The following is an 18747-nucleotide window of genomic DNA, read 5'->3' as shown; positions in this document are numbered from 1 at the left end:
CCTCATTGTTCATGTTTTATTTCGCCGTGCAGCTGCTGCTGCATACTATCGCTGTTTGTAAGCAGCTGATACAAATACTGCAGCTGCGGAAGGTGTGCATACTTGTCCGGTGTTGCCATAAACAGGACAGCGTGTGAATGCAATTTTTCCGATCGGTAAGGCGCTTCTAGCTGCACGAGGCTGAAGCCGGGCCGGTTCACGTGATTAGAGTGCGTGTGTACAAACAGAAGTCCCGGGACGATTTCGTACAAGTACGCCTTGTCGATCACCGTTTTGCGAATGTCCTCCAGAAAAGCCGTTTCGACGATGTCATCCTCTTTTAGCAGAGCCACACCGGTTTCCAAAATCTCGTCCAGGTCGGTCGTGTCCATTACCGCCGTGCGCGACGCCGGTATCAGTGCCTGCACAGAAGGCGTCGTCTCTGTCAGCTTGGCAGCGCCCCTTTTCTCCTCGAGGTCTTTCATAAAGTGTTCGACCTTGGTGATCTCATCACGCGTCATGACGGGATTAATCGTCACGTACGGGTACGGAGAATCGGGCAGCGTCACGGTGGAAACGATAAAGTCCGGCTTGTCCCAGCCGTTATCCTTATGCAGCATCGACACCGCTGCGGTGCGCTTGACGTCCAGCTCCGGAAAATGCTTCATAAGAGACGCAGTTAACAATCGTCCCGCTGCGATACCGCCCGGGCACATAACCCAGATTTGGTAGCGCTCATTGTCAAAGGAAGCCTTTTCATAAATCGCCGCAAAGCTCATCGCAATGGGAATAATGTCATCAGCCGTTCGTTCGGGACCGGTTCCGAGCGCCTCCTGCACGTGGAAGACGATGAAGGGATACTGTTCTTCCACTTTCTTTTTCAGCGGATGCAAATAGCGGATCTTACATTCGCCGGCGTAGTGAAACGCCTGCCATTCGCGGTAAATGTAGCGGATCTGTTCGTCGCTGTAGCCGGTCAAACCCATACGCGTACTGGTTTCTTCAACGAACGCAAGAAACACTGGATCGTCGTTGTAGTCCGGCACGTCCTTCGGATACAGGTTTGAAGTCGCTTTCAAATAACAGCAGGCAAACGCCATATTCCGCTCTGTCGTATCAACTCCGACCGTCCGGCAAAACTCGTGCCACACCTCTTCAAACCAAGGTTCCGCTTTCGGCTGTTCCTCCTGCAGCAGCTCGCCTGACCGCATCCGCTGCAGCTGCAGCATCCAGACCTTTAAAAAGGCGGTCGGACTGATCGTCTCCGGCAGTTCCTCTGTCAGCGCGACGGCTTTCTCCATTTCCTTCATCGAAATTTCCGACCAGTTCAGGTACGGCACCGGATTCATGCTGTTCCAGGCTGCTTCTAATCTGCTCATCACACTTAGAAGCGCGAGCCGCTTCGCTTTTTCAGAGCCGAGAATGGTAAAGCCTTTGCGTCCCCGTTCCAACGTTAATGAAAACATGTCTGTCAGCTGCTCAACCTTTTCCATCTCCTGCAATACCGTTCCGCGGCTGACCTCCAGCTCTTCTGCCAGCTCCCTAAGTGACTGACTGCGCGTTTCAATAAGCAGCTCGTACGCAATTAACAGGTATCGTTCTTCTGCTGCGTCGGATCTTCCGTACAGGTTCATCGCTTCATCCAGCTCGCGCCGTTTATCTGCATCAAGTGCTCTGGCAAGCTCCCAGTAGCCTTGTCCCGATGCGTGCGTAAACGTCACGTCATAATCCTCCAGCCATCCGGCTACATGCTCTAAATCGTAGCGGACCGTCCGCTCCCCGACGTTGAACATCGCCTCGCAGTCCTTCAGCTTAAATTGCATCTGGCCGTTGATCATCATCTGCACCAGCTGACGCCTTCTCGCATTCACGTTGCTCACCTCCCTGCTGTAATCAAAGTATACAAGGGCTTTCACAAAAAATGAATACGCTTACATTCCGAATAGGTTCAGAATTGTCTGCAAGATTCTGAACGGTGGAAACCCTTGTTATTACAGGCTTTTTACTGGAATTCATCCAGCGCGAAAAAGCCCGGGATTTTCCCCGGGCAATGTTTCCGTTTCACGTGAAACGGGCGACGGCTTGTTCTGTTTTTTCGAGTTCTTCCATTAAGGCTGACCGCCTTGGGTACTCGTTTCGAAGCTTGGCGATCAGCTCGATTCCTTGCGCCTTGCCATTTACTTTGGCACACTGCTTCACGAGCCGGCAGAGCGCCCGGTACTGCTTGCGGTTCGTTGCCATCCTAGCTCCGTGATCAACTAGCTGGCTGAACATTTCCCGCACTATGTCCGGATAAACCGGCTGCAGACGTGGACCGAGCTCCCGAATCTTCCACAAATCCTTTTCACAGCCAGCAAGCAGCACCTCCGGCTTGTCCTCTTCCATACCGATATGAATCGCGAGCGGATCACTGGCAGAAAGCTCGTTTAACAGCTGCTTCAATGCAGTCTCCCACTCGCTATCCTCGTGCAGTTCCTTCCACTGCTGATACGTCTTTTCAATCTCCAGCATCATGTTTCGTGCCAGGAGCATGTTCCGAAGCGATTCTTTTTCTTTCTCTCGGTTGCCGGTAAGACTGTAAAGCCGGCGCTCCGTTTCCAGCAGGGACTGTTGAATGTGCACGAGCTTTTTATGACGTTTTCCCGTTTCGATCATCGCCTCGGCATTGTCCCACTCTTCCCGATCCAGGTAGTAGGCAGCGAGCTCCAGCACGAAGTCCGGATGCTCATTGATCCGCTCCTGACGGAAGGCATTTCCTGCCTCTTTTCCCTCCGCTTCATCAAGGATACAGGCGCGTAGCAGCTCCAGCTGTTCCAGCTCGTAATCCGGATAAGACGTTTGCCTCGCCGCCTCTGCCGCGTCATCCAGCGCCTTTTCTACTTTCTCGTGCCGTTTTTTCTCGCCACGCATCACAGGCAGGGAAACTCGGAGCAGCTCGATGCGGAAATCGCTCCAGCCGTTGTAGCGTTTCAAACGTGCCTCTTTCAGTATTAGCGTTAAGAGCGTGCCTGCCGTGCTGTCGTCTGCCTCCTCGGCAGAGCGCGTCAACTGATTCATCGTCAGACTGGCTGCAGTCGATACTTCTCCATTGGAGTCGTCCATAAACTGCAGGGAATCAACCGCACGGCCGAGCACCTTCAGATTCAGCTTCACCCCCCGCTCGTATTCCCCTTGATCGGCAAGGGCCTTTGCATGCTCCAACACTTGGTAAATACCGGAAAATGCCTCATGAGAGCGGGAAGCAGTGATAAAGCCATAGGAGCCCTTGGCACTGGTAAAGTGCTTCGTAATCAGCTCCCCCGCAAGCTTCACCTCATCTTTTCCGTCACCCAGCCGCAGTTCCACGTCCTTTTCAAGCTCCGGATATGCATGCATCCACGTTCGCACGAGATCCAGCAGTTCTTCTTTTTTCAGCTTTCCCACTAGCTCCGCAGCCTTCTTGTCCGCCATCGCCTCGTCCTCCTCGTTTTCATGTGTATATGTGTATCATACAGGAAAGTATACCTCGGGGCTTAAGAAAAAAAGTACGCAGTCGATGACGTATCTTCTAAAGCGCGTTTCACGTGAAACACTTCTAAAAAGCCCCGATCATTGAGCGAATGATCGGGGCTTTACGTTTCTTTCGGCAGGCTGAGGCGAAACACGGCTCCTCCTGCTGCTTTGTTCTCAGCGGTTATCATGCCGCCGTGGGCTCTGGCAAGTGCAGCGGCGATGGAGAGCCCGATGCCGAGACCGTCCTTTTCACGGCTGCGCGAGGCGTCGCCGCGGTAAAACCGGTCGAACACGCGATGCTCCTCCTCCGGGGACAGGCCTGGACCTTCGTCAGCTACCTGTATCACGACGTGATCTGCTTCCTCTCTCGCTTCAAGCACGACGGTTCCTGATACCGGAGTGAACTTCCAGGCGTTATGCAGCAGGTTGGTCACGATCTGCCTCAGCTTATCCGGGTCGGCCTGCACGGCATCAGCGTCACAGACTGTCTGCAGCGCGACTCCCTTCTCCTGAAAAATCGCCTCCATGTCAGCCTCCAGTGACCGGATAAAGGCACGAAGATCGACGCGCTTTTGCTGCAGCGGCTTGTCTTCCCGCTCCGACTCGTACAGCTGCTCCATTTCTCCGACGAGACGAACGAGACGCATCAGCTCGTCGTGGCTGCGCTCGAGCCGCTCCTCCGTCGGCTCGAGCACGCCGTCCTGAAATGCTTCAAGCTGACTTCGCAGCGCCCCGAGCGGTGTCCGCAGTTCGTGTGCCAGGTCTCCGGTAAAACGGCGTCTGCGCTCATCCTCCTCCTCCAGCGAGCGGGCGAGTGCTGCGACACCGGCCGCCAGATCATCCAGCTCCTGAACACCGTACGTCCTGTTTGGAATCTGCCGCTCTTTATGCTGCAGCGCGAGGACATCCTCCCCTACGCTTCGCAGGCCGCCGGTCAGCCGGCGTGAAGCGACGTGGCTGAAAAATGCAGCGGCACCGATCAGCACGAGCAGAACGATCAGCATCGACAGCACCATGTCCTGCAGGAACTGCTGTTCCGCTCCGCCGAGCCCCGACGGATACGTCACTTCGAGCACGCCGATCAGAGCACCGTCTGCTTCCAGGCGGTAGGCTCTCTCTTCCCCGTCCCCCTGGGTCATCATCTGCTGATGCATCATGCCCGTCTGCACCGGATTTCCTGCTTCATCATAAAGTCTCGCACTCATCCCCTCTTCCATCATGAGGGAATGAAACAGCATCGGCGGAATGCTTTCGAGCGATCCCCGCTCGGCGTATTCCGATTCGATCTGAGCAGCCGCCTCCTCAACGAGTTGCTCCTGACGGTCGCTGACGTAGTCGCCAAAGTTTCGCTCCACTGCCCAAAGCAGCACCGCTCCCATGAGCAGAATGCCGGAAACGGCGATCAGCATGGCAAAGAAAAAGGTCTGCTTTTGCACGGTATTAAACATCGCGCTCACCTTTAAAGCGATAGCCCATGCCAAATACCGTTTCGATAAACCGGGGGTGCTTCGGATCGGATTCGATTTTTTTACGCAGATTTTTTATATGCACGTCAATGCTCCGCTCATAGCCGTCAAAAAACAAATCCTCCTGTACGCGCTCCAGCAGTTCTGCCCGTTCAAACACCCAGCCCGGATGCGCCGCCATGGCGGTAAGCAGCCGGTACTCGATCGGGGTCAAGTGGACCTCGCTGCCTTCTACGCTGACCGTCCGCTCCCGCAGGTGAATGACGAGCGCTTTACCGGCAAAGGACCAGACCTCACTTGTATCCCGTTTTCCAACGCGCCTCATGATTGCCTGCATGCGTACGATCACCTCACGCGGGCTGAACGGCTTCACGACATAATCGTCCGCGCCGAGCACCATGCCCTGCACGCGCTCCTCTTCTGCCGATTTGGCACTTAAAATCAGCACCGGTGTGTCAAAGTCTTTGCGCACGGCGGTGAGGATTGCTTCTCCGGACAGATCCGGAAGCATCAAGTCCAAAATAAGAAAATCCGGGTGGAGGCTTCGAAACAGGTCGAGACCCTTCTGCCCGTTGGCGGCGCATGTCACCTCGTGCCCTTCCCGCTTCAGATATGCTTCCATCACCTCGGCCATCGTCGGATCATCCTCAATCACAAGCACGTGCATGCCGCTCCCCTCCCCCGCTGAGTTGTTAGCAAAAGTATAGCATGCAAATGAAAAAAGCGGCCGCATCTTCATACGATCTACATAACTCTTTTCTATACTGGAGACAGAAGGAAGGGATCTCCTTCCTGAAATTAAAAAAGGAGGCGGTCAGCATGCGAAACTGGATCATTGCCATCGTTGTGATTGTTGTGATTGGTCTGCTTGCAGCTGGTGCAACCGCTGCACAGCCAAACGGAACCTTTGGCATGCCGTGGATGACGGGCGGACACGGGCAAATGATGAATGACGACATGATGGAGGACGCAGAGCCTGGTGAGATGATGCAGGGCGGCGGGATGATGAACGGCCGCGGCCACATGATGGATGAGGAGTACGGACGCATGATGGGAGAGCGTTTCGGACCGATGATGTATGGAGATGACTGGGAAACCCACATGGAGGACGCAGATTGGGAGGCCTTTCACGAGGACATGTATGAACGCATGGAAGCCTGCCACGAGGCAAACGGAGGGCCGCAGTGAGCGGCTCTTTTTTTGTTAAAACATCCGACGAAACGTTACGAATTTGTTCAATATTTCACAATCATATTTTACCAATTGCGTGCTATAGTAAAGGTGTAAAAGCTGTCGTGTTTTCTACCTAAAAAAGGAGTGATCACCAATGAAAGCAGTTACGGTTAATCCAGCGAGCAGAGCCAATGTGGAAGTCACGGAAAAGGAACTTCGTCCGCTTGAGTCCGGGGAAGCACTAGTCGAAATTGAGTACTGCGGCGTCTGCCACACGGATGTGCACGTAGCTGCCGGTGATTTCGGCGACGTAGCCGGACGCACGCTCGGCCACGAGGGTATCGGGATCGTCACGGAAATTGCAGATGACGTGACGAGTCTCTCTGTCGGCGACCGGGTCAGCATCGCCTGGCTGTATAAAGCGTGCGGACGCTGCGAATACTGTACGACCGGCCGCGAAACGTTCTGCCGCAGCGTGCAGAACGCCGGCTTCAGCGTCGACGGCGGCATGGCGGAAAAATGCATCGTGACCGCAAACTATGCCGTGAAGGTGCCGGACGGACTAGACCCGGCGCAGGCAAGCAGCATCACGTGTGCAGGCATCACGACGTACAAGGCGATCAAAGTCGCAGACGCCAAGCCGGGCGAATGGATCGCAATTTACGGCTGCGGCGGCCTTGGTAACCTGGCGATTCAATACGCGAAGCACGTATTTAACGCAAATGTCGTTGCGGTAGACATCAACGACGACAAGCTGGCGCTCGCTAAAGAAAGCGGCGCGGATATGACAATTAATCCTGCAACAGAAGACGCCGCAGCAATCATGCAGGAGCAATGCGGCGGTGCCCATGCCGCTGTCGTAACCGCCGTCTCTAAAGCCGCCTTCAACTCCGCTGTAGATGCCGTACGCGCCTGCGGCAAAGTCGTTGCTGTCGGTCTGCCGACGGAAACGATGGACCTCAGCATCCCGCGGCTCGTGCTGGACGGCATCGAGGTCATCGGCTCCCTCGTCGGCACCCGCAAAGATCTCGAAGAAGCCTTCCAGTTCGGCGCTGAAGGCAAAGTCGTTCCCGTCGTCAAAACCCGACCGCTCGAGGACGTACAAAACATCTTCGAAGAGATGGAGCAAGGCAAAATCCAAGGCCGGATGGTCATCGACTTTAAGATGTAAAGAAGAGAAGACAGCTTCCAGAGCGGGAGCTGTCTTTTATAAATAATCAATACCTAAAAACTCATAATTTACAATCGTTATTGGTTCTCATGAGTCAAAGAAAACACTTTATATTTATCTATTTATCTTCTAAAAAGCTAATAATGGATAATACTTCTTCAGGATTTGTGTTGAACCACTCTTTACCTGGTGCCTCTGTTCTCACGCTACCACGGATTTTTAAGATCGAGTGAATAATCGACTCAATTAAGGGAGCGTTATCCGTATACATAATAAAATCTACTGTCGGCTTTTCTGGTAAAGAAGTTCCAAATTGAGATAAAATCCTAGTTTCAGGGTGTCGATCTGACATTCCAATTTTACAAGCCCAACTTGATTGCTTTTTACTTTCAGCAAGCTCTTTGTAGCTATCGAAATAGTATAAGTAAACAGATGAATTTCCTTCACCAAATTTATATCTAACGTCCAGTTCATTAGGTAGTTTTTCAGGAACGTAATTCTGTGGTACTTCAGAATATGTAGAAATGGCGGGAAGTTTCTCGTGATTCAAATCCTTTTCACTATTATCATTAGCCATTGATATTTCCCAATACCCCTGTTTAATATTATTAGCATTTTCTTTTCTCGCTAAATTTTGAAGAGCTTTTTTTACGGAGGCTGGAAAATTAGCAGATTTAGGCTCTGCTCCACCTTGTTTACGGTGATATTCTAACACTGAGGTTACTATTTCATCCCTGCTAACTCGTTTTTTATCAAAAAGTAAAACAATTATTTCTTCTACAATTCCAGGACTTAAAGGAATCCCTTTATATTTATAGTCACTCATTTTAAGTACCGCTCCTTTGAATCAATGATCAATACGTAATTATTTATATCTAATTACAATAATAAATAACAAAAGGCATAATCTAAACCCCTACCTTGAAAATTGCTCGTTCAACCAACGTACATCAAGCTGTTCCACTCTCGGCGAAGGCTTACCCAAGTACTTGTTCCCGACTACTATTGGCGAAAGAGCGTGTCGCCAACATGGATTCTCGCACTGCGCTAATCCTTTGGGTGTCCTCGCCTTCGTTCCACAGCGTTCGTAATGTTCATCTTTCATGGTGCGGTTTGTGATTGCATGAGTGGCTCTGTTATTTCTATTTTTGCTGAATAAATTACTTAAATTAGATGTTCTCTTGCTTCAATGATGTTATCTTTTTTAATCTTTGAAAATGAATAGAGCATAGCGGCCCCGACGATGGCAAAGACGGCCAGTCCAACGTACAGCAGACTCATCCAAGGCAGTGTGAAGCCGTAGTCAAAGGTATTTGTCACAGACAGATGAATCAGGTACATGATGCCAATGCTGCTTGGAATGCCGTAAAGCAGTGCCTTGATGCCGTAAAAGATGCTCTCGTAGTTGATCATCTTTCTGAAGGACTTCGGCGTCATCCCGATCGTCTCATGCTCCTCCCGAATCACCCGCTTCGCCGACGCCGCATCCACACAAAGCACCGTCTCAAACTGATCCTGCTGCAGCGAATACTCCAGCCCCGACGCAATCGTCCGATCATCCTCCACCAGTAAAATACGCACAACCTCACCCCATCTTCCGTAAACGTAAGCACACATACTATACAATTGCAGGAAAGAAAAGTAAATGCGTGCAAAGACGTGAAAAGGGGATGCCCGGTCAATTATATAATAGACCGGGCATCCCCTTTTATTAGTTTCAATGATGAGCAACATATTTGATTCGAACAGTTAACTAAGTCAGGCCGTATCCTGAAAAAGAAAGCTCTCGAAAATTTTCTTTTGCTCTCTATCATCTTTACTAAGATCCAGAAACGTTTCTAATTGGACTTGAACCCACCATTGTGGAGCATAATTTGGCTTTAATGCTTTGATACGAAGGTCAATTTCTTTTCCTTGTTTCAATAGTGAATAAATAGCTTGAGCGTAAATACCTGGTACAAAGCCCAATAAAAGTCCTTGAGAGGTAAAGATATTCACTGCATATTTATCTACTGGATTATCCTCCGCGATTTCCACGGCTAAGGTTTCACCAATAGTAAGGTTTTCAAAAAGCGTTTTAGGCAGATCCTGATGACGCATTCCGTTAATATAAAATCGACTGTTTATCTTATTGTCCTCTAAACGGAGTGGCTCTTCAAACGTATAAGGATCACCAGCTAAAGCTCCACGTGTTTCTCTTAATATATCCATTCGATCGGCATAACTGGAAAGCTGAAGTTCGTTTAGTATATGTTGAAAACCTACCCTGGATTTATCCGGAATACGACGATCAAAAGCTGGAAACAGATCGGGAGATTCATACTTCTTTTTCAACTCTGGGAAGGCAGGATGAAGTTGATAGCCTTCCTTCTGAGCTTCTTTTACTGTCCTAGGAGAATCACTAAAATGAGTATACTGGAACGAGTAGTTTTCTCCATTATAGGTCAACGTGCCAACATGATAATATAAGTTGTTCACTGAGTTTTTCCACACTACTAGCAATGATTTAACCTTTTTCATTTAAACCCCCTCCTTTCTGTAGATCTCTTCCATTTTCGCCTTGCGAAATTCGATTAGCTTGTGTAAAAATTGTTTTCTTTCTGGAGTAATTAAAGGAAATCCTTCTAAAAAGCGTCGATACTCTTCCATATCAAATTGGGACAATCGCTCAAAAAAAGTATTAGCTTCTTTTTTATAATGCGCACAAATATAAACTAAAACTTGCTTCGCTTTTATACGGGGCGTTTCTTTATTATCCATTCCCATTTTAACCTGGGTCTTTTTAAAAAATGTATTCATTCTCACTTCATCAGCTATTAATGACTCTACTTCTACTTCAGAGAGCTGCCACCCTAAGGAAGCTCCATTATCATATAGCGGAGCAAATACTCTTCTTCCTTCAATATGAAGGATCTGCCAGTTATGTCCGTGCCGATCCTGGTTCCCGATCAAAATATCAAATAGATTCATTTAAATAAATTCTTCTTTTAACACCTTGCTTAATGAGAACCATTCAAACAGCTCAAAAAACTGTTTCATTAATTTCTCATTTTTATCCGTACTATTCTGTAAGTGAGTATACTTCTCTCCCAATTCGCTGTAAAACAAAGAAGCTGCCGTTTCGCCCATCTCCGCATTTAATTGAGATCTGAAATTTCTCATTAAACATGCTCTTCTACCATCTCGATAAGCTACCTCTGCCTCAACTGAACGTATATCTAACAGAGAGGCAATTTTTGCTGCAATTACTTCATTTACGTCTTCCCAATTTGTTCTCTCTCCATCAAATCTCGCGGGAATTTAATGACATAATCTTCATGGTCTGGTGAAAGGAGATCTAACTTCTCCAACGTACTATTTTCACCATACCCTGTAACTAACCAAGTGCTAACATCTCTCATCTATTTATCTCCATTCAACGAAATGCAGGCTTACGTAGATTTATTACTCACAGCATATCACAGTTTATTTTATTTTTTGGAGTATCACTATACCGTAAAAACACCTTTTATTTATGATAAGGCTCTCCCTTCATTATCCGAAACGCGCGATACACTTGCTCGATGAGGATCAGTTTCATGAGCTGGTGCGGGAAGGTCATTTTTGAGAAGCTGATGCTGGCGTCTGCTCGCTTAAGCACGCTTTCGCTTAGGCCGTTGGAGCCGCCGATGACGAAGGCGATTTGGCTTTTGCCGTGGATGGAGAGTTTGTCGAGTTCATCGGCGAAGGCTTCTGATGTGCGCTGCTTTCCGCCTAGGTCGAGCGCGTACACGTAATGTCCCGGCTTGATCTTCTGTAAGATCCGCTCCCCTTCCTTCTCCTTCACCTGCTCGATTTCCTTCTCACTCATCGTCTCCGGTGCCTGCTCGTCGCTCACTTCCACAAGCTGCAGCTTGCAGTAGGCGCTGAGCCGCTTTTCAAATTCCGCTATCCCCTGTTTCAAGTATTTCTCCTTCAGCTTGCCGACGCTGATAATCGTGATCTGCATGACTTTCCCTCTCTCCCGTTTATTTTCTTCAGCTTACCATATCGGGTTTAACCTGTTTCACGTGAAACAACACGTTTCCTTATCATCTACATGTAGACTCGTCTACACATCTACATGAATGATAAAGGTTCCTTTTTCTTCCGGAGTTGCGCACCCTTCTGCATCGAGTTTCCGTCTATACTCCTGTATAGTACGTAGTAGAGATCGCTTTAAGGGGGCATTCAGCATGAAAAAAGCTGCAGCACTTGGTGTGGTCGTGTTGCTTGCGGCCTGCTCGGAGGAGCCGGAAAACCCGCAGGAAACGACGCTCACACCTTACATAAACGCCTGGTCGTCCGGTGACTTCGAGGCAATGGAAGCAGAAATTGATGCGGATTCGATAGCTGATATTGACTGGGAGTTTGCGGAGCGCTATGAAACGGTGTACGGGGACGCGGGTATTCAATTGGAAACTGGCAGCGTCACAACGCCGGAGTACACGGAAGAAGAACCGCCGGACTACGGCGAAATCGACAGCATCACCTACGAAGTCGAAACGGTGTTTACGACTGAAGCCGGCGATATTTCTGTTACGACAGACGTGCTCGTGGAGCAGGTGGAAGTAGCTGATGAGGAAACCGAGTGGCAAGTCATCTGGGAGCCGGCGCACTTCTTTTATGGGATGCAGCAGCCGAACGACCGGCTTGCGATCAGCCGCGAGGAACCGATCCGCGGCGAGATTTGGGACAGAAACGGCGAAGCGCTTGCGGTCAACGGTGAGATTTATGAAGCGGGCATCGTGCCGGAAGCAGCAGAGGACGTTGAGGAGAGCGCTGAAGCCTTTGCGGACGTACTCGGCATTGACGCCGAAGATGCGCTCGCCCGGGCGGAGATGTATCCGGACAACCCGGACTGGTTCGCACCGATTCAGACGATCGCGCTCACCGACGACCGCGTTGACGAGCTGACGGAAATTCCCGGAGTGCTCTTAAACCGTGAAGATGGCCGGGAATACCCGTATGGTGCAGAAACCGGGCATCTGGTCGGCCACATCGGTCCGATCACCGGAGAGGAGCTGGAGGAGACGACCGGCTACCAGTCGGAGTCGTATATCGGGAAAAACGGCGTCGAGCTTCTGCTTGAAGAAGAGCTGCGCGGACAAAGCGGCTTCCGGCTTGCGGTGACCGATGAGGACGGCGACGTGCGTGACGTGATTCAGGAGGAAGCGCCCGTAGACGGCGAAGACGTGACGCTCACGATTGACGCGGAGCTGCAGGCGGACGTCTATGAGATTTTAGAGGAAGACTCCGGTGCGGCGGTCGTGCTCGATCCGCAAACTGGCGACACGCTCGCGCTTGTGAGCACTCCGGCTTTTGACGCCAATCTGCGCTACCTGCAGCTCCCGGACCCGCGCGCCGATGAGCTGGAGACGACCGATGTCTTGTTTGAGCGCCGTTTCCAAAACGCGTATTCGCCAGGGTCGATCTGGAAGCCGTTTACGGCCGCGATCGGGTTGGAGGAAGAAACGCTCGATCCGTCAGCGACGCGCACGATCGAAGGCGAGCAGTGGCAGGCGGACGACAGCTGGGGCGGCTATTCGATTACGCGCGTGAATGACAGCGAAACCGAGGTGGATCTCACGACCGCCATGCAGCTGTCCGACAACATTTATTTTGCTCAGGAGGCGCTTGAAATCGGAGCGGATGCTATGGAAAGCTGGGGGGAAACGTTCGGGATGGACGGCGGCTTCAGCTATGACTTTCCGGTACATGACGCCCAGCTGGCAAATGACGGACTCGATACCGAGATTCTGCTGGCGGACTCCGGCTACGGCCAGGGGGAAGTTGAAATAGCTCCGGTGCATATCACGGCTCTTTATACCGCATTCGTCAATGACGGTACGATGATTGAGCCGGTGCTGTTCGGCGACGGCGGCGAAACCGAGCTGTTCAGTCCGGAAACGGCCGCGGTCGTGCATGACTCGCTCGAGGCGGTGACGCAGGAGGAAGACGGCACGGCCTATCGCAGCGGCTGGGCGCGTGACATTGCCGGTAAAACCGGTACCGCTGAGCTAAAGAGCGATCAGACCGTCGAGGACGGCGAGCAGATTGGCTGGTTTACGAGCTACGACGATGAGTATGTCGCAACCTTTATGATTCAAAACGCCGAGGACGTCGGCGGCAGCAGCTACGCGGTTGATCTTGCGGAATCGTTCTGGGAAACGATCGACTAATATTAGTGTACTAATATATTTTTCCGCTCCACCTGTTGCAGTTGCTTACTTGATTACGTAAAGTATGGACAGATGTTTTTCGGAAAGGTCGGATGCGGATGAAGAAGGGAATCATAGCAGCGCTCGTCCTCTGCCTCGCTGCCGTCAGCTTTTACGCGATTACGGTGGAATCGACAGACGCGGAGCTTGAAAAGGTCGAGGCGGAAACGGTGCGCTATTTGGAAGAGGAAATGGGCTATGAGGCAAGGGACTACACGGTGATCCACACGAAATACGACTACGTGCTGGAAGAGCGCAAGGCGCACGTAACGAAGGTATCCTTTTACAATGAGCCGCGCGAATGGTACCGCTACAGCTTGGATGAATCAGGCGCGATCACCCAGCTGGACACGTCCGGCGGCGAACTTCACCTAGAGTCATAAGGAAACAGCCGGAGGGCATCCCCCCCCGGCTGTTTATTCGTTCGGCGCGATATGTTTAATAACCTTGGCGGGATTACCGCCGACAACAGTGTTCGCAGGCACGTCCTTTGTGACGACAGCACCTGAGGCGATCACGGCATTATCCCCGATCGTGACACCCGGATTGACGATCGCTCCGCCGCCGAACCAAACGTTGTCTCCGATCGTCACCGGTCTGCCAAACTCGCGGCCGGAATTGCGCAGCACGGAATCAAGCGGATGCGTCGCCGTGTAAATATGCACGCTCGGCGCCATCATGCAATTGTCGCCAATACGCACCTCGCACACGTCAAGAATGGTGCAGTCGAAGTTTGCGAAAAAGTTCTCGCCGACGTGGGTGTTATAGCCGTAGTCAAAGCGGACGTTCGGCTCCATGACGACTGTGCTTCCGGTCGAGCCGAGCATCTCTTTCAGCATCTCCGTCCGCTTTTCCGTTTCATCAATCGTTGTCGAGTTGTAGTCCTGTACACGCTGGCGAATGATTTCGCGGTCCCGCACGAGCTCCGGATCCTCCGGGCGGTACATCTCCCCTGCTAGCATTAGTTCCTTTTCTGATTGCATAGGCTGTCTCCTTTTTCTTTAAACTGCCTTCAGTATAGCAAAGGCAGTGGCCTGCAGGTATTTCCCAATTATGTTACAATTACCATACTAATGGAAAACACTAACGGAGTGATGCATCATGAACGTGGATCGACAGGTGCTGTTTTTACTCACAGTCGTCCTGTTCGGCATTCTATTCAGTCTCGGACCGTTCGGACTGTCCGTCGGTTTCTTCGTCACAATCAGTATCATCGCTGCTTTTCTTTTAGGGATTTTAGGCGTGTACGTATTCGGTGGAAACATGCGCCTGCACACAAACCTCCCCTTTATCGGCTATGTACTCACGCTCGCTACAGCGTTTATTTATGTCCCGTCAAGCCACCTAAGCGCGAGCAGCTACGGAATTCCTGCTCAATGGATTTTCATTCAGCCGATCAGCGGCCGCACCTCGGTAGATATGCTTGCTTTGGCGCTTAACGTCTTCTGCTTTTATGTGCTGCTGCGGCTTGGACGAGGACTGTACCGCAATGTTAAGCAGTCCCCCGGGCAAAAACGGCAGGCAGAGACGTAACGAAAAGGCTTCCAGAACGGACCGGAAGCCTTTTTTTGTTAGTAGGTTTCTCATAAACACCGTTCACTTCCTCATAAAAAGCAAAAACCTCCTCGTAAACGACGTTTCCCTCCTCATAAAGCGGCTTTCCCTGCTCATAAACGCCCTCCCCTCTGCGATTAGTCCCCCTTCACTTACGAATAGCGCTCCAAAAGTCGATGCTTTCGGCCGCTGCCGAAAGCGGTCCTATCCTGCTCCGATCTGTTCCCGGTTTCTCATAAACACCGTGCACTTCCTCATAAAAAGCAAAAACCTCCTCGTAAACGACGTTTCCCTCCTCATAAAACGGGTTTCCTTGCTCATAAACGGTCTCCCCTCTGCGATTAGTCCCCTTTACTTACGCATAGCGCTTCTACAGTTGATGCTTTCGGCCGCTGCCGAAAGCGGTCCGATCCTGCTCCGATCTGTTCCCGGTTTCTCATAAACACCGTGCACTTCCTCATAACGAGCAAAAACCTCCTCGTAAACGACGTTTCCCTCCTCATAAAACGGGTTTCCTTGCTCATAAACGGCCTACCCTCTGCGATTAGTCCCCTTCACTTACGAATAGCGCTTCTACAGTCGATGCTTTCGGTAGCGGCCGAAAGCGGTCCTACCCTGCCCGGTGCTGTTCCCGGTTTCTCATAAACACCGTCTACTTCCTCATAAAAAGCAAGAACCTCCTCGTAAACGACAATTCCCTCCTCATAAAGCGGGGTTCCCACCTCGTAAACGCCCTCCCCTCTGCGATTAGTCCCCATCACTTGCGAATAAGGCTCTCAAAGCAAAAAAACTGCCCGCAAAGGCAGTTTTTCATCTTATCCTGCTTTTCGTACAGCTTGCTCGGCTTGTTCGTAAAAGCGTTGGAAGTAGTCGTTTGTTTCGGCGACGATGACCTTCCAGAGCAGCAGCAGGGCGATCAGGTTTGGAATCATCATCAGTGCGTTGGCCATGTCGGCAAATGCCCAGACGGTCGCGAGGTTCGCGACGGTGCCAATGCCGCAGGCTGCGACGTAGACGACGCGGTAGCCCGCGATTCCTTTTGGTCCTGCAATGTACTCAAAGCATTTTTCCCCGTACACGTACCAGCCGACGATCGTCGAGAAGCCGAAAAAGATGACGGAAAAGGCGACGATGTATTCCCCGATGCCGCCGAGAACGGAGGCGAATGCGGCGCTTGTGAGCGCGCCTCCTTCTAAGCCGGCGTCATGAGCCACGCCGGACAGCTCTCCTCCGGACGGATCCCAGAAGCCGGTAATGAGCAGCGTCAGGCCGGTCATCGTACAGACGATGATCGTGACGATAAACGTTCCTGTCATCGCAACGAGCGCCTGCTTGACCGGATGATCGGCGCGGGCATTTCCGGCGATGAGTGCCGCCGTGCCGAGTCCGGCTTCGTTGGAGAAAATGCCGCGCGCGACGCCGTGGCGGATCGCTTCTGAAACCACGACTCCGAGGAAGCCGCCGGCCGCTGCGACCGGATTAAAGGCGTAGTAGAATATCAGTTCAAACGCCGGAAGGATCATGTCCATATTCAAAATAAGGATGATCGTCGCTCCTCCCATGTAAAGAAAAGCCATGATCGGCACGAAAAAGCTCGCGACGCCAGCGATACGCTGAATGCCGCCGAAGATAATGACGCTCACGAGCAGGACGAGCAGCACGCCGGTCACCCAGTTTGGAATACCAAAGCTCTCATTCGTTACGCCCGCAATCGTATTGGACTGGACGCTGTTGCCGATGCCGAGCGCGGCAAAAGCGCCGAACACGGCGAATGCGACGGCGAGCAGCTTAAAGCGGGGACCGAGCCCGCGTTCTATGTAATACATCGGTCCGCTGGAATATTCGCCGCGGCTGTTTTTGACGCGGTATTTCACCGCAAGCAGGGCCTCTGCATATTTGGTCGCCATACCGAGCAGGCCGACGATCCACATCCAGAAGATCGCGCCTGGTCCCCCGAGCGTGATGGCGGTTGCGACACCGGCGATGTTGCCGTTTCCGATCGTCGCCGCAAGCGCTGTCATTAATGCTTTAAAATGACTGACGTCCCCTTCAGCGTTTTTATCGTCCTTATCTTCTTTCCCGAATCCGATTTTAAACGCGTAAATCAGCTTGCGGAACTGCAGTCCGCGCAGCACAATCGTTAAAAATAAGCCTGTTCCGAAGAGGAGAAGCAGGCTCGGCGGTCCCCAGAGCACCGCGTTAATTGCATCAAGAATGTCCATCATCGCTGTCGACCCCCTGTCTGCCGGCATATTCCCCGGCTTTCACACGTGTGTTATTCTATCATGGGGAAAACGGAATGCATTCGTACATATACACAATTTGAAAACGCTTCCGTTGTTTTCTCTCTACAAAGTCTTTTTTCCTGAAGCAGAACTCACCGCTTTTTGGAAATCGCGCATAAGGAAGGTGTCTCACCATGACCAACCACCCGTTCCACCGGGCGTTTGATACGTTAGAAGAATTTGTCGATGCGGTCAGCGCGCATCTGGAGGTGCCGGTGACGCTGGAGGATGCGAACCATCATCTGCTTGCCTACAGCTCGCACCATGACAGCACCGACGAGGCCCGGATCCGCACGATTATCAGCCGGCGCGTGCCGGAGAAGGTCATTAACCGCTTCTGGAAGGAAGGCATCATTCCGCGGCTGAACCAGCAGGATGAGCCGGTGATCATCGATCCGATTGATACGATCGGCCTCGGCCGCCGCGTTGCGGTATCGATCCGGCGCCGCGGCGAGGTGCTCGGCTACATCTGGGTGATCGACCAGGAGCGCCGCCTTGATAAAACAGCGCTGGAGGAGCTGCAGCTCGCTGCCTCCAAGGCCAAAAACCAGCTGTTGCAGCTGAACCGTCAGAAGCAGCGGCGCGAGCAGAGTCACGAGGAGCTTTTCTGGCAGCTGCTCACCGGAGAGGCCAGCAGCCATGACGACATATGCCTCCTGCTCGAGCAGGCCTCGATTCGGACGCAGACACCGCTTGCCGTTGCCGTTCTTTATGCGGACGGGCTGAACAACGACAGCTACCGGCGGCTCACGTACGCGCTGCAGACGACGCAGCAGGTCGATATTGTGGTCCACACACAAGACGAGCAGCACGTTTACGTGCTCATCCGCCCGAAAACGACCGACGACGCCAAAGATGCGGCTAGTTTTGCGGCTTCTCTGCAGGAGCGGATCCAGGGAGAGGTCGCGCTATTCACCGGTATTGGCAGCTTTACCGAAGACTTCTCACGCCTTCCCGCAAGCCTCGAGGAAGCGGTAAACGTCGCGTCGATGAAGGCACGCTTTCCGAATGAGCTTGCGGACGCCTGGTTTTATCACGAGCTTGGGGTCTTCCGCTACGTCGATATTCTCGAGCAGTCCGGGCTCCTTCCGGACTTAAAGGAAAATCCGGCTCTCTCCAGGCTGAAGCAGTATGACGCAGAGCACGATTCGCACATGCTCGAGACGCTGTCTGTCTATTTAGAGGAAGACGGCAGCATGACGCAGGCAGCGGCAAGGCTGCACTGCCATATCAACACGCTCACCTACCGGCTGAAGCGGATCCAGGACATTTCCGGCGTCGATTTAAAGAACCCGATTCAAAAGCTCGGGCTTTACATGGATGTGAAACTACTCACAGACGTTCGTTAATTTTCACAAACAAACGCTTACACGTTTTTTGATCCTCAC

At 51.8% G+C, this 18747-nt stretch carries 18 protein-coding genes and 2 pseudogenes; 6 read left to right on the top strand and 14 right to left on the bottom strand.

The features are described 5' to 3' along the window. Positions 1–2: 2 nt before the first annotated feature. From HCN83_RS10440 to HCN83_RS10425, 4 genes are all read right to left on the bottom strand, one after another. Positions 3–1850: a PTS sugar transporter subunit IIA gene (locus tag HCN83_RS10440; RefSeq protein ID WP_168007009.1), complete on the bottom strand. Its 1848-nt coding sequence runs from the start codon at positions 1848–1850 to the stop codon at positions 3–5. Positions 1851–2040: 190 nt separating this feature from the next. After that, the gene (locus tag HCN83_RS10435; RefSeq protein ID WP_168007008.1) at positions 2041–3429 is read right to left on the bottom strand and encodes a hypothetical protein; all 1389 of its coding nucleotides are present in this window, start codon (positions 3427–3429) and stop codon (positions 2041–2043) included. 161 nt (positions 3430–3590) lie between these two features. Beyond that, complete coding sequence (locus HCN83_RS10430) at positions 3591–4919, bottom strand: sensor histidine kinase (RefSeq protein WP_168007007.1); 1329 nt, start codon at positions 4917–4919, stop codon at positions 3591–3593. Continuing rightward, positions 4912–5604 carry a response regulator transcription factor gene (locus HCN83_RS10425; RefSeq protein ID WP_168007006.1) on the bottom strand — a complete coding sequence of 231 codons (693 nt, stop codon included), beginning with the start codon at positions 5602–5604 and terminating at the stop codon, positions 4912–4914. Before HCN83_RS10425 ends, HCN83_RS10430 begins: the two co-directional genes overlap by 8 nt. A 152-nt stretch (positions 5605–5756) precedes the next feature. On the opposite strand from HCN83_RS10425, the gene HCN83_RS10420 reads away from it, so the two are divergent. Further along, positions 5757–6125, top strand: a complete 369-nt coding sequence (locus HCN83_RS10420) for a hypothetical protein (RefSeq protein ID WP_168007005.1) — start codon at positions 5757–5759, stop codon at positions 6123–6125. A gap of 139 nt (positions 6126–6264) precedes the next feature. Next, positions 6265–7281, top strand: a complete 1017-nt coding sequence (gene adhP, locus HCN83_RS10415) for an alcohol dehydrogenase AdhP (protein ID WP_168007003.1) — start codon at positions 6265–6267, stop codon at positions 7279–7281. A 118-nt stretch (positions 7282–7399) separates the two neighbouring features. On the opposite strand, the gene HCN83_RS10410 is transcribed toward adhP, so the two are convergent. From HCN83_RS10410 to rlmH, 7 genes and pseudogenes are all read right to left on the bottom strand, one after another. Beyond that, positions 7400–8107, bottom strand: coding sequence for a GIY-YIG nuclease family protein (locus HCN83_RS10410; protein WP_168007001.1), 708 nt, complete (start codon positions 8105–8107; stop codon positions 7400–7402). 338 nt (positions 8108–8445) lie between these two features. Continuing rightward, positions 8446–8730 (bottom strand): annotated as a pseudogene (locus HCN83_RS18420) (FtsX-like permease family protein); the annotation flags it as partial. Positions 8731–8733: 3 nt separating this feature from the next. Further along, positions 8734–8862: pseudogene (locus HCN83_RS18780) on the bottom strand (DNA-binding response regulator); the annotation flags it as partial. Positions 8863–9039: 177 nt separating this feature from the next. Continuing rightward, the gene (locus HCN83_RS10395) at positions 9040–9801 is read right to left on the bottom strand and encodes an HIRAN domain-containing protein (protein WP_168006999.1); all 762 of its coding nucleotides are present in this window, start codon (positions 9799–9801) and stop codon (positions 9040–9042) included. Next, complete coding sequence (locus HCN83_RS10390) at positions 9802–10251, bottom strand: hypothetical protein (protein WP_168006997.1); 450 nt, start codon at positions 10249–10251, stop codon at positions 9802–9804. It abuts the gene before it with no gap. Next, positions 10252–10443, bottom strand: a complete 192-nt coding sequence (locus HCN83_RS10385; RefSeq protein ID WP_168006995.1) for a hypothetical protein — start codon at positions 10441–10443, stop codon at positions 10252–10254. Between the two features lie 346 nt (positions 10444–10789). After that, on the bottom strand, positions 10790–11269 hold the full coding sequence (rlmH, locus tag HCN83_RS10380; protein ID WP_168006993.1) for a 23S rRNA (pseudouridine(1915)-N(3))-methyltransferase RlmH: 480 nt from the start codon (positions 11267–11269) through the stop codon (positions 10790–10792). 226 nt (positions 11270–11495) lie between these two features. Here rlmH and HCN83_RS10375 point away from each other — a divergent pair, with 226 nt between their 5' ends. Next, entirely contained in the window at positions 11496–13481 is a 1986-nt protein-coding gene (locus HCN83_RS10375; protein ID WP_168006991.1) for a penicillin-binding transpeptidase domain-containing protein, read from the top strand. Positions 13482–13579: 98 nt separating this feature from the next. Further along, on the top strand, positions 13580–13903 hold the full coding sequence (locus HCN83_RS10370) for a hypothetical protein (RefSeq protein ID WP_168006989.1): 324 nt from the start codon (positions 13580–13582) through the stop codon (positions 13901–13903). A gap of 33 nt (positions 13904–13936) precedes the next feature. Here the strand turns inward: HCN83_RS10370 and HCN83_RS10365 are convergent, their stop codons facing one another. Further along, positions 13937–14503 (bottom strand): sugar O-acetyltransferase, encoded by a 567-nt coding sequence (locus HCN83_RS10365; RefSeq protein ID WP_168006987.1) that lies wholly within the window; start codon positions 14501–14503, stop codon positions 13937–13939. A gap of 118 nt (positions 14504–14621) precedes the next feature. On the opposite strand from HCN83_RS10365, the gene HCN83_RS10360 reads away from it, so the two are divergent. Beyond that, on the top strand, positions 14622–15053 hold the full coding sequence (locus HCN83_RS10360) for a hypothetical protein (protein WP_168006985.1): 432 nt from the start codon (positions 14622–14624) through the stop codon (positions 15051–15053). 575 nt (positions 15054–15628) lie between these two features. Here the strand turns inward: HCN83_RS10360 and HCN83_RS10355 are convergent. Together HCN83_RS10355 and HCN83_RS10350 are read right to left on the bottom strand one after the other, a co-directional pair. Beyond that, positions 15629–15832 (bottom strand): hypothetical protein, encoded by a 204-nt coding sequence (locus tag HCN83_RS10355; RefSeq protein WP_168006984.1) that lies wholly within the window; start codon positions 15830–15832, stop codon positions 15629–15631. Between the two features lie 57 nt (positions 15833–15889). Continuing rightward, complete coding sequence (locus tag HCN83_RS10350) at positions 15890–17296, bottom strand: alanine/glycine:cation symporter family protein (protein WP_205774601.1); 1407 nt, start codon at positions 17294–17296, stop codon at positions 15890–15892. 197 nt (positions 17297–17493) lie between these two features. On the opposite strand from HCN83_RS10350, the gene HCN83_RS10345 reads away from it, so the two are divergent. Next, positions 17494–18708 carry a PucR family transcriptional regulator gene (locus HCN83_RS10345; RefSeq protein ID WP_168006982.1) on the top strand — a complete coding sequence of 405 codons (1215 nt, stop codon included), beginning with the start codon at positions 17494–17496 and terminating at the stop codon, positions 18706–18708. Positions 18709–18747 lie beyond the last annotated feature (39 nt).

It is taken from the genome of Alkalicoccus luteus (assembly GCF_012034335.1).
Classification (GTDB): Bacteria; Bacillota; Bacilli; order Bacillales; family Salisediminibacteriaceae; genus Alkalicoccus; species Alkalicoccus luteus_A.
The sequence above is the reverse complement of the archived record's forward strand: the minus strand, read 5'-3'. Positions and strand labels throughout refer to the sequence as shown.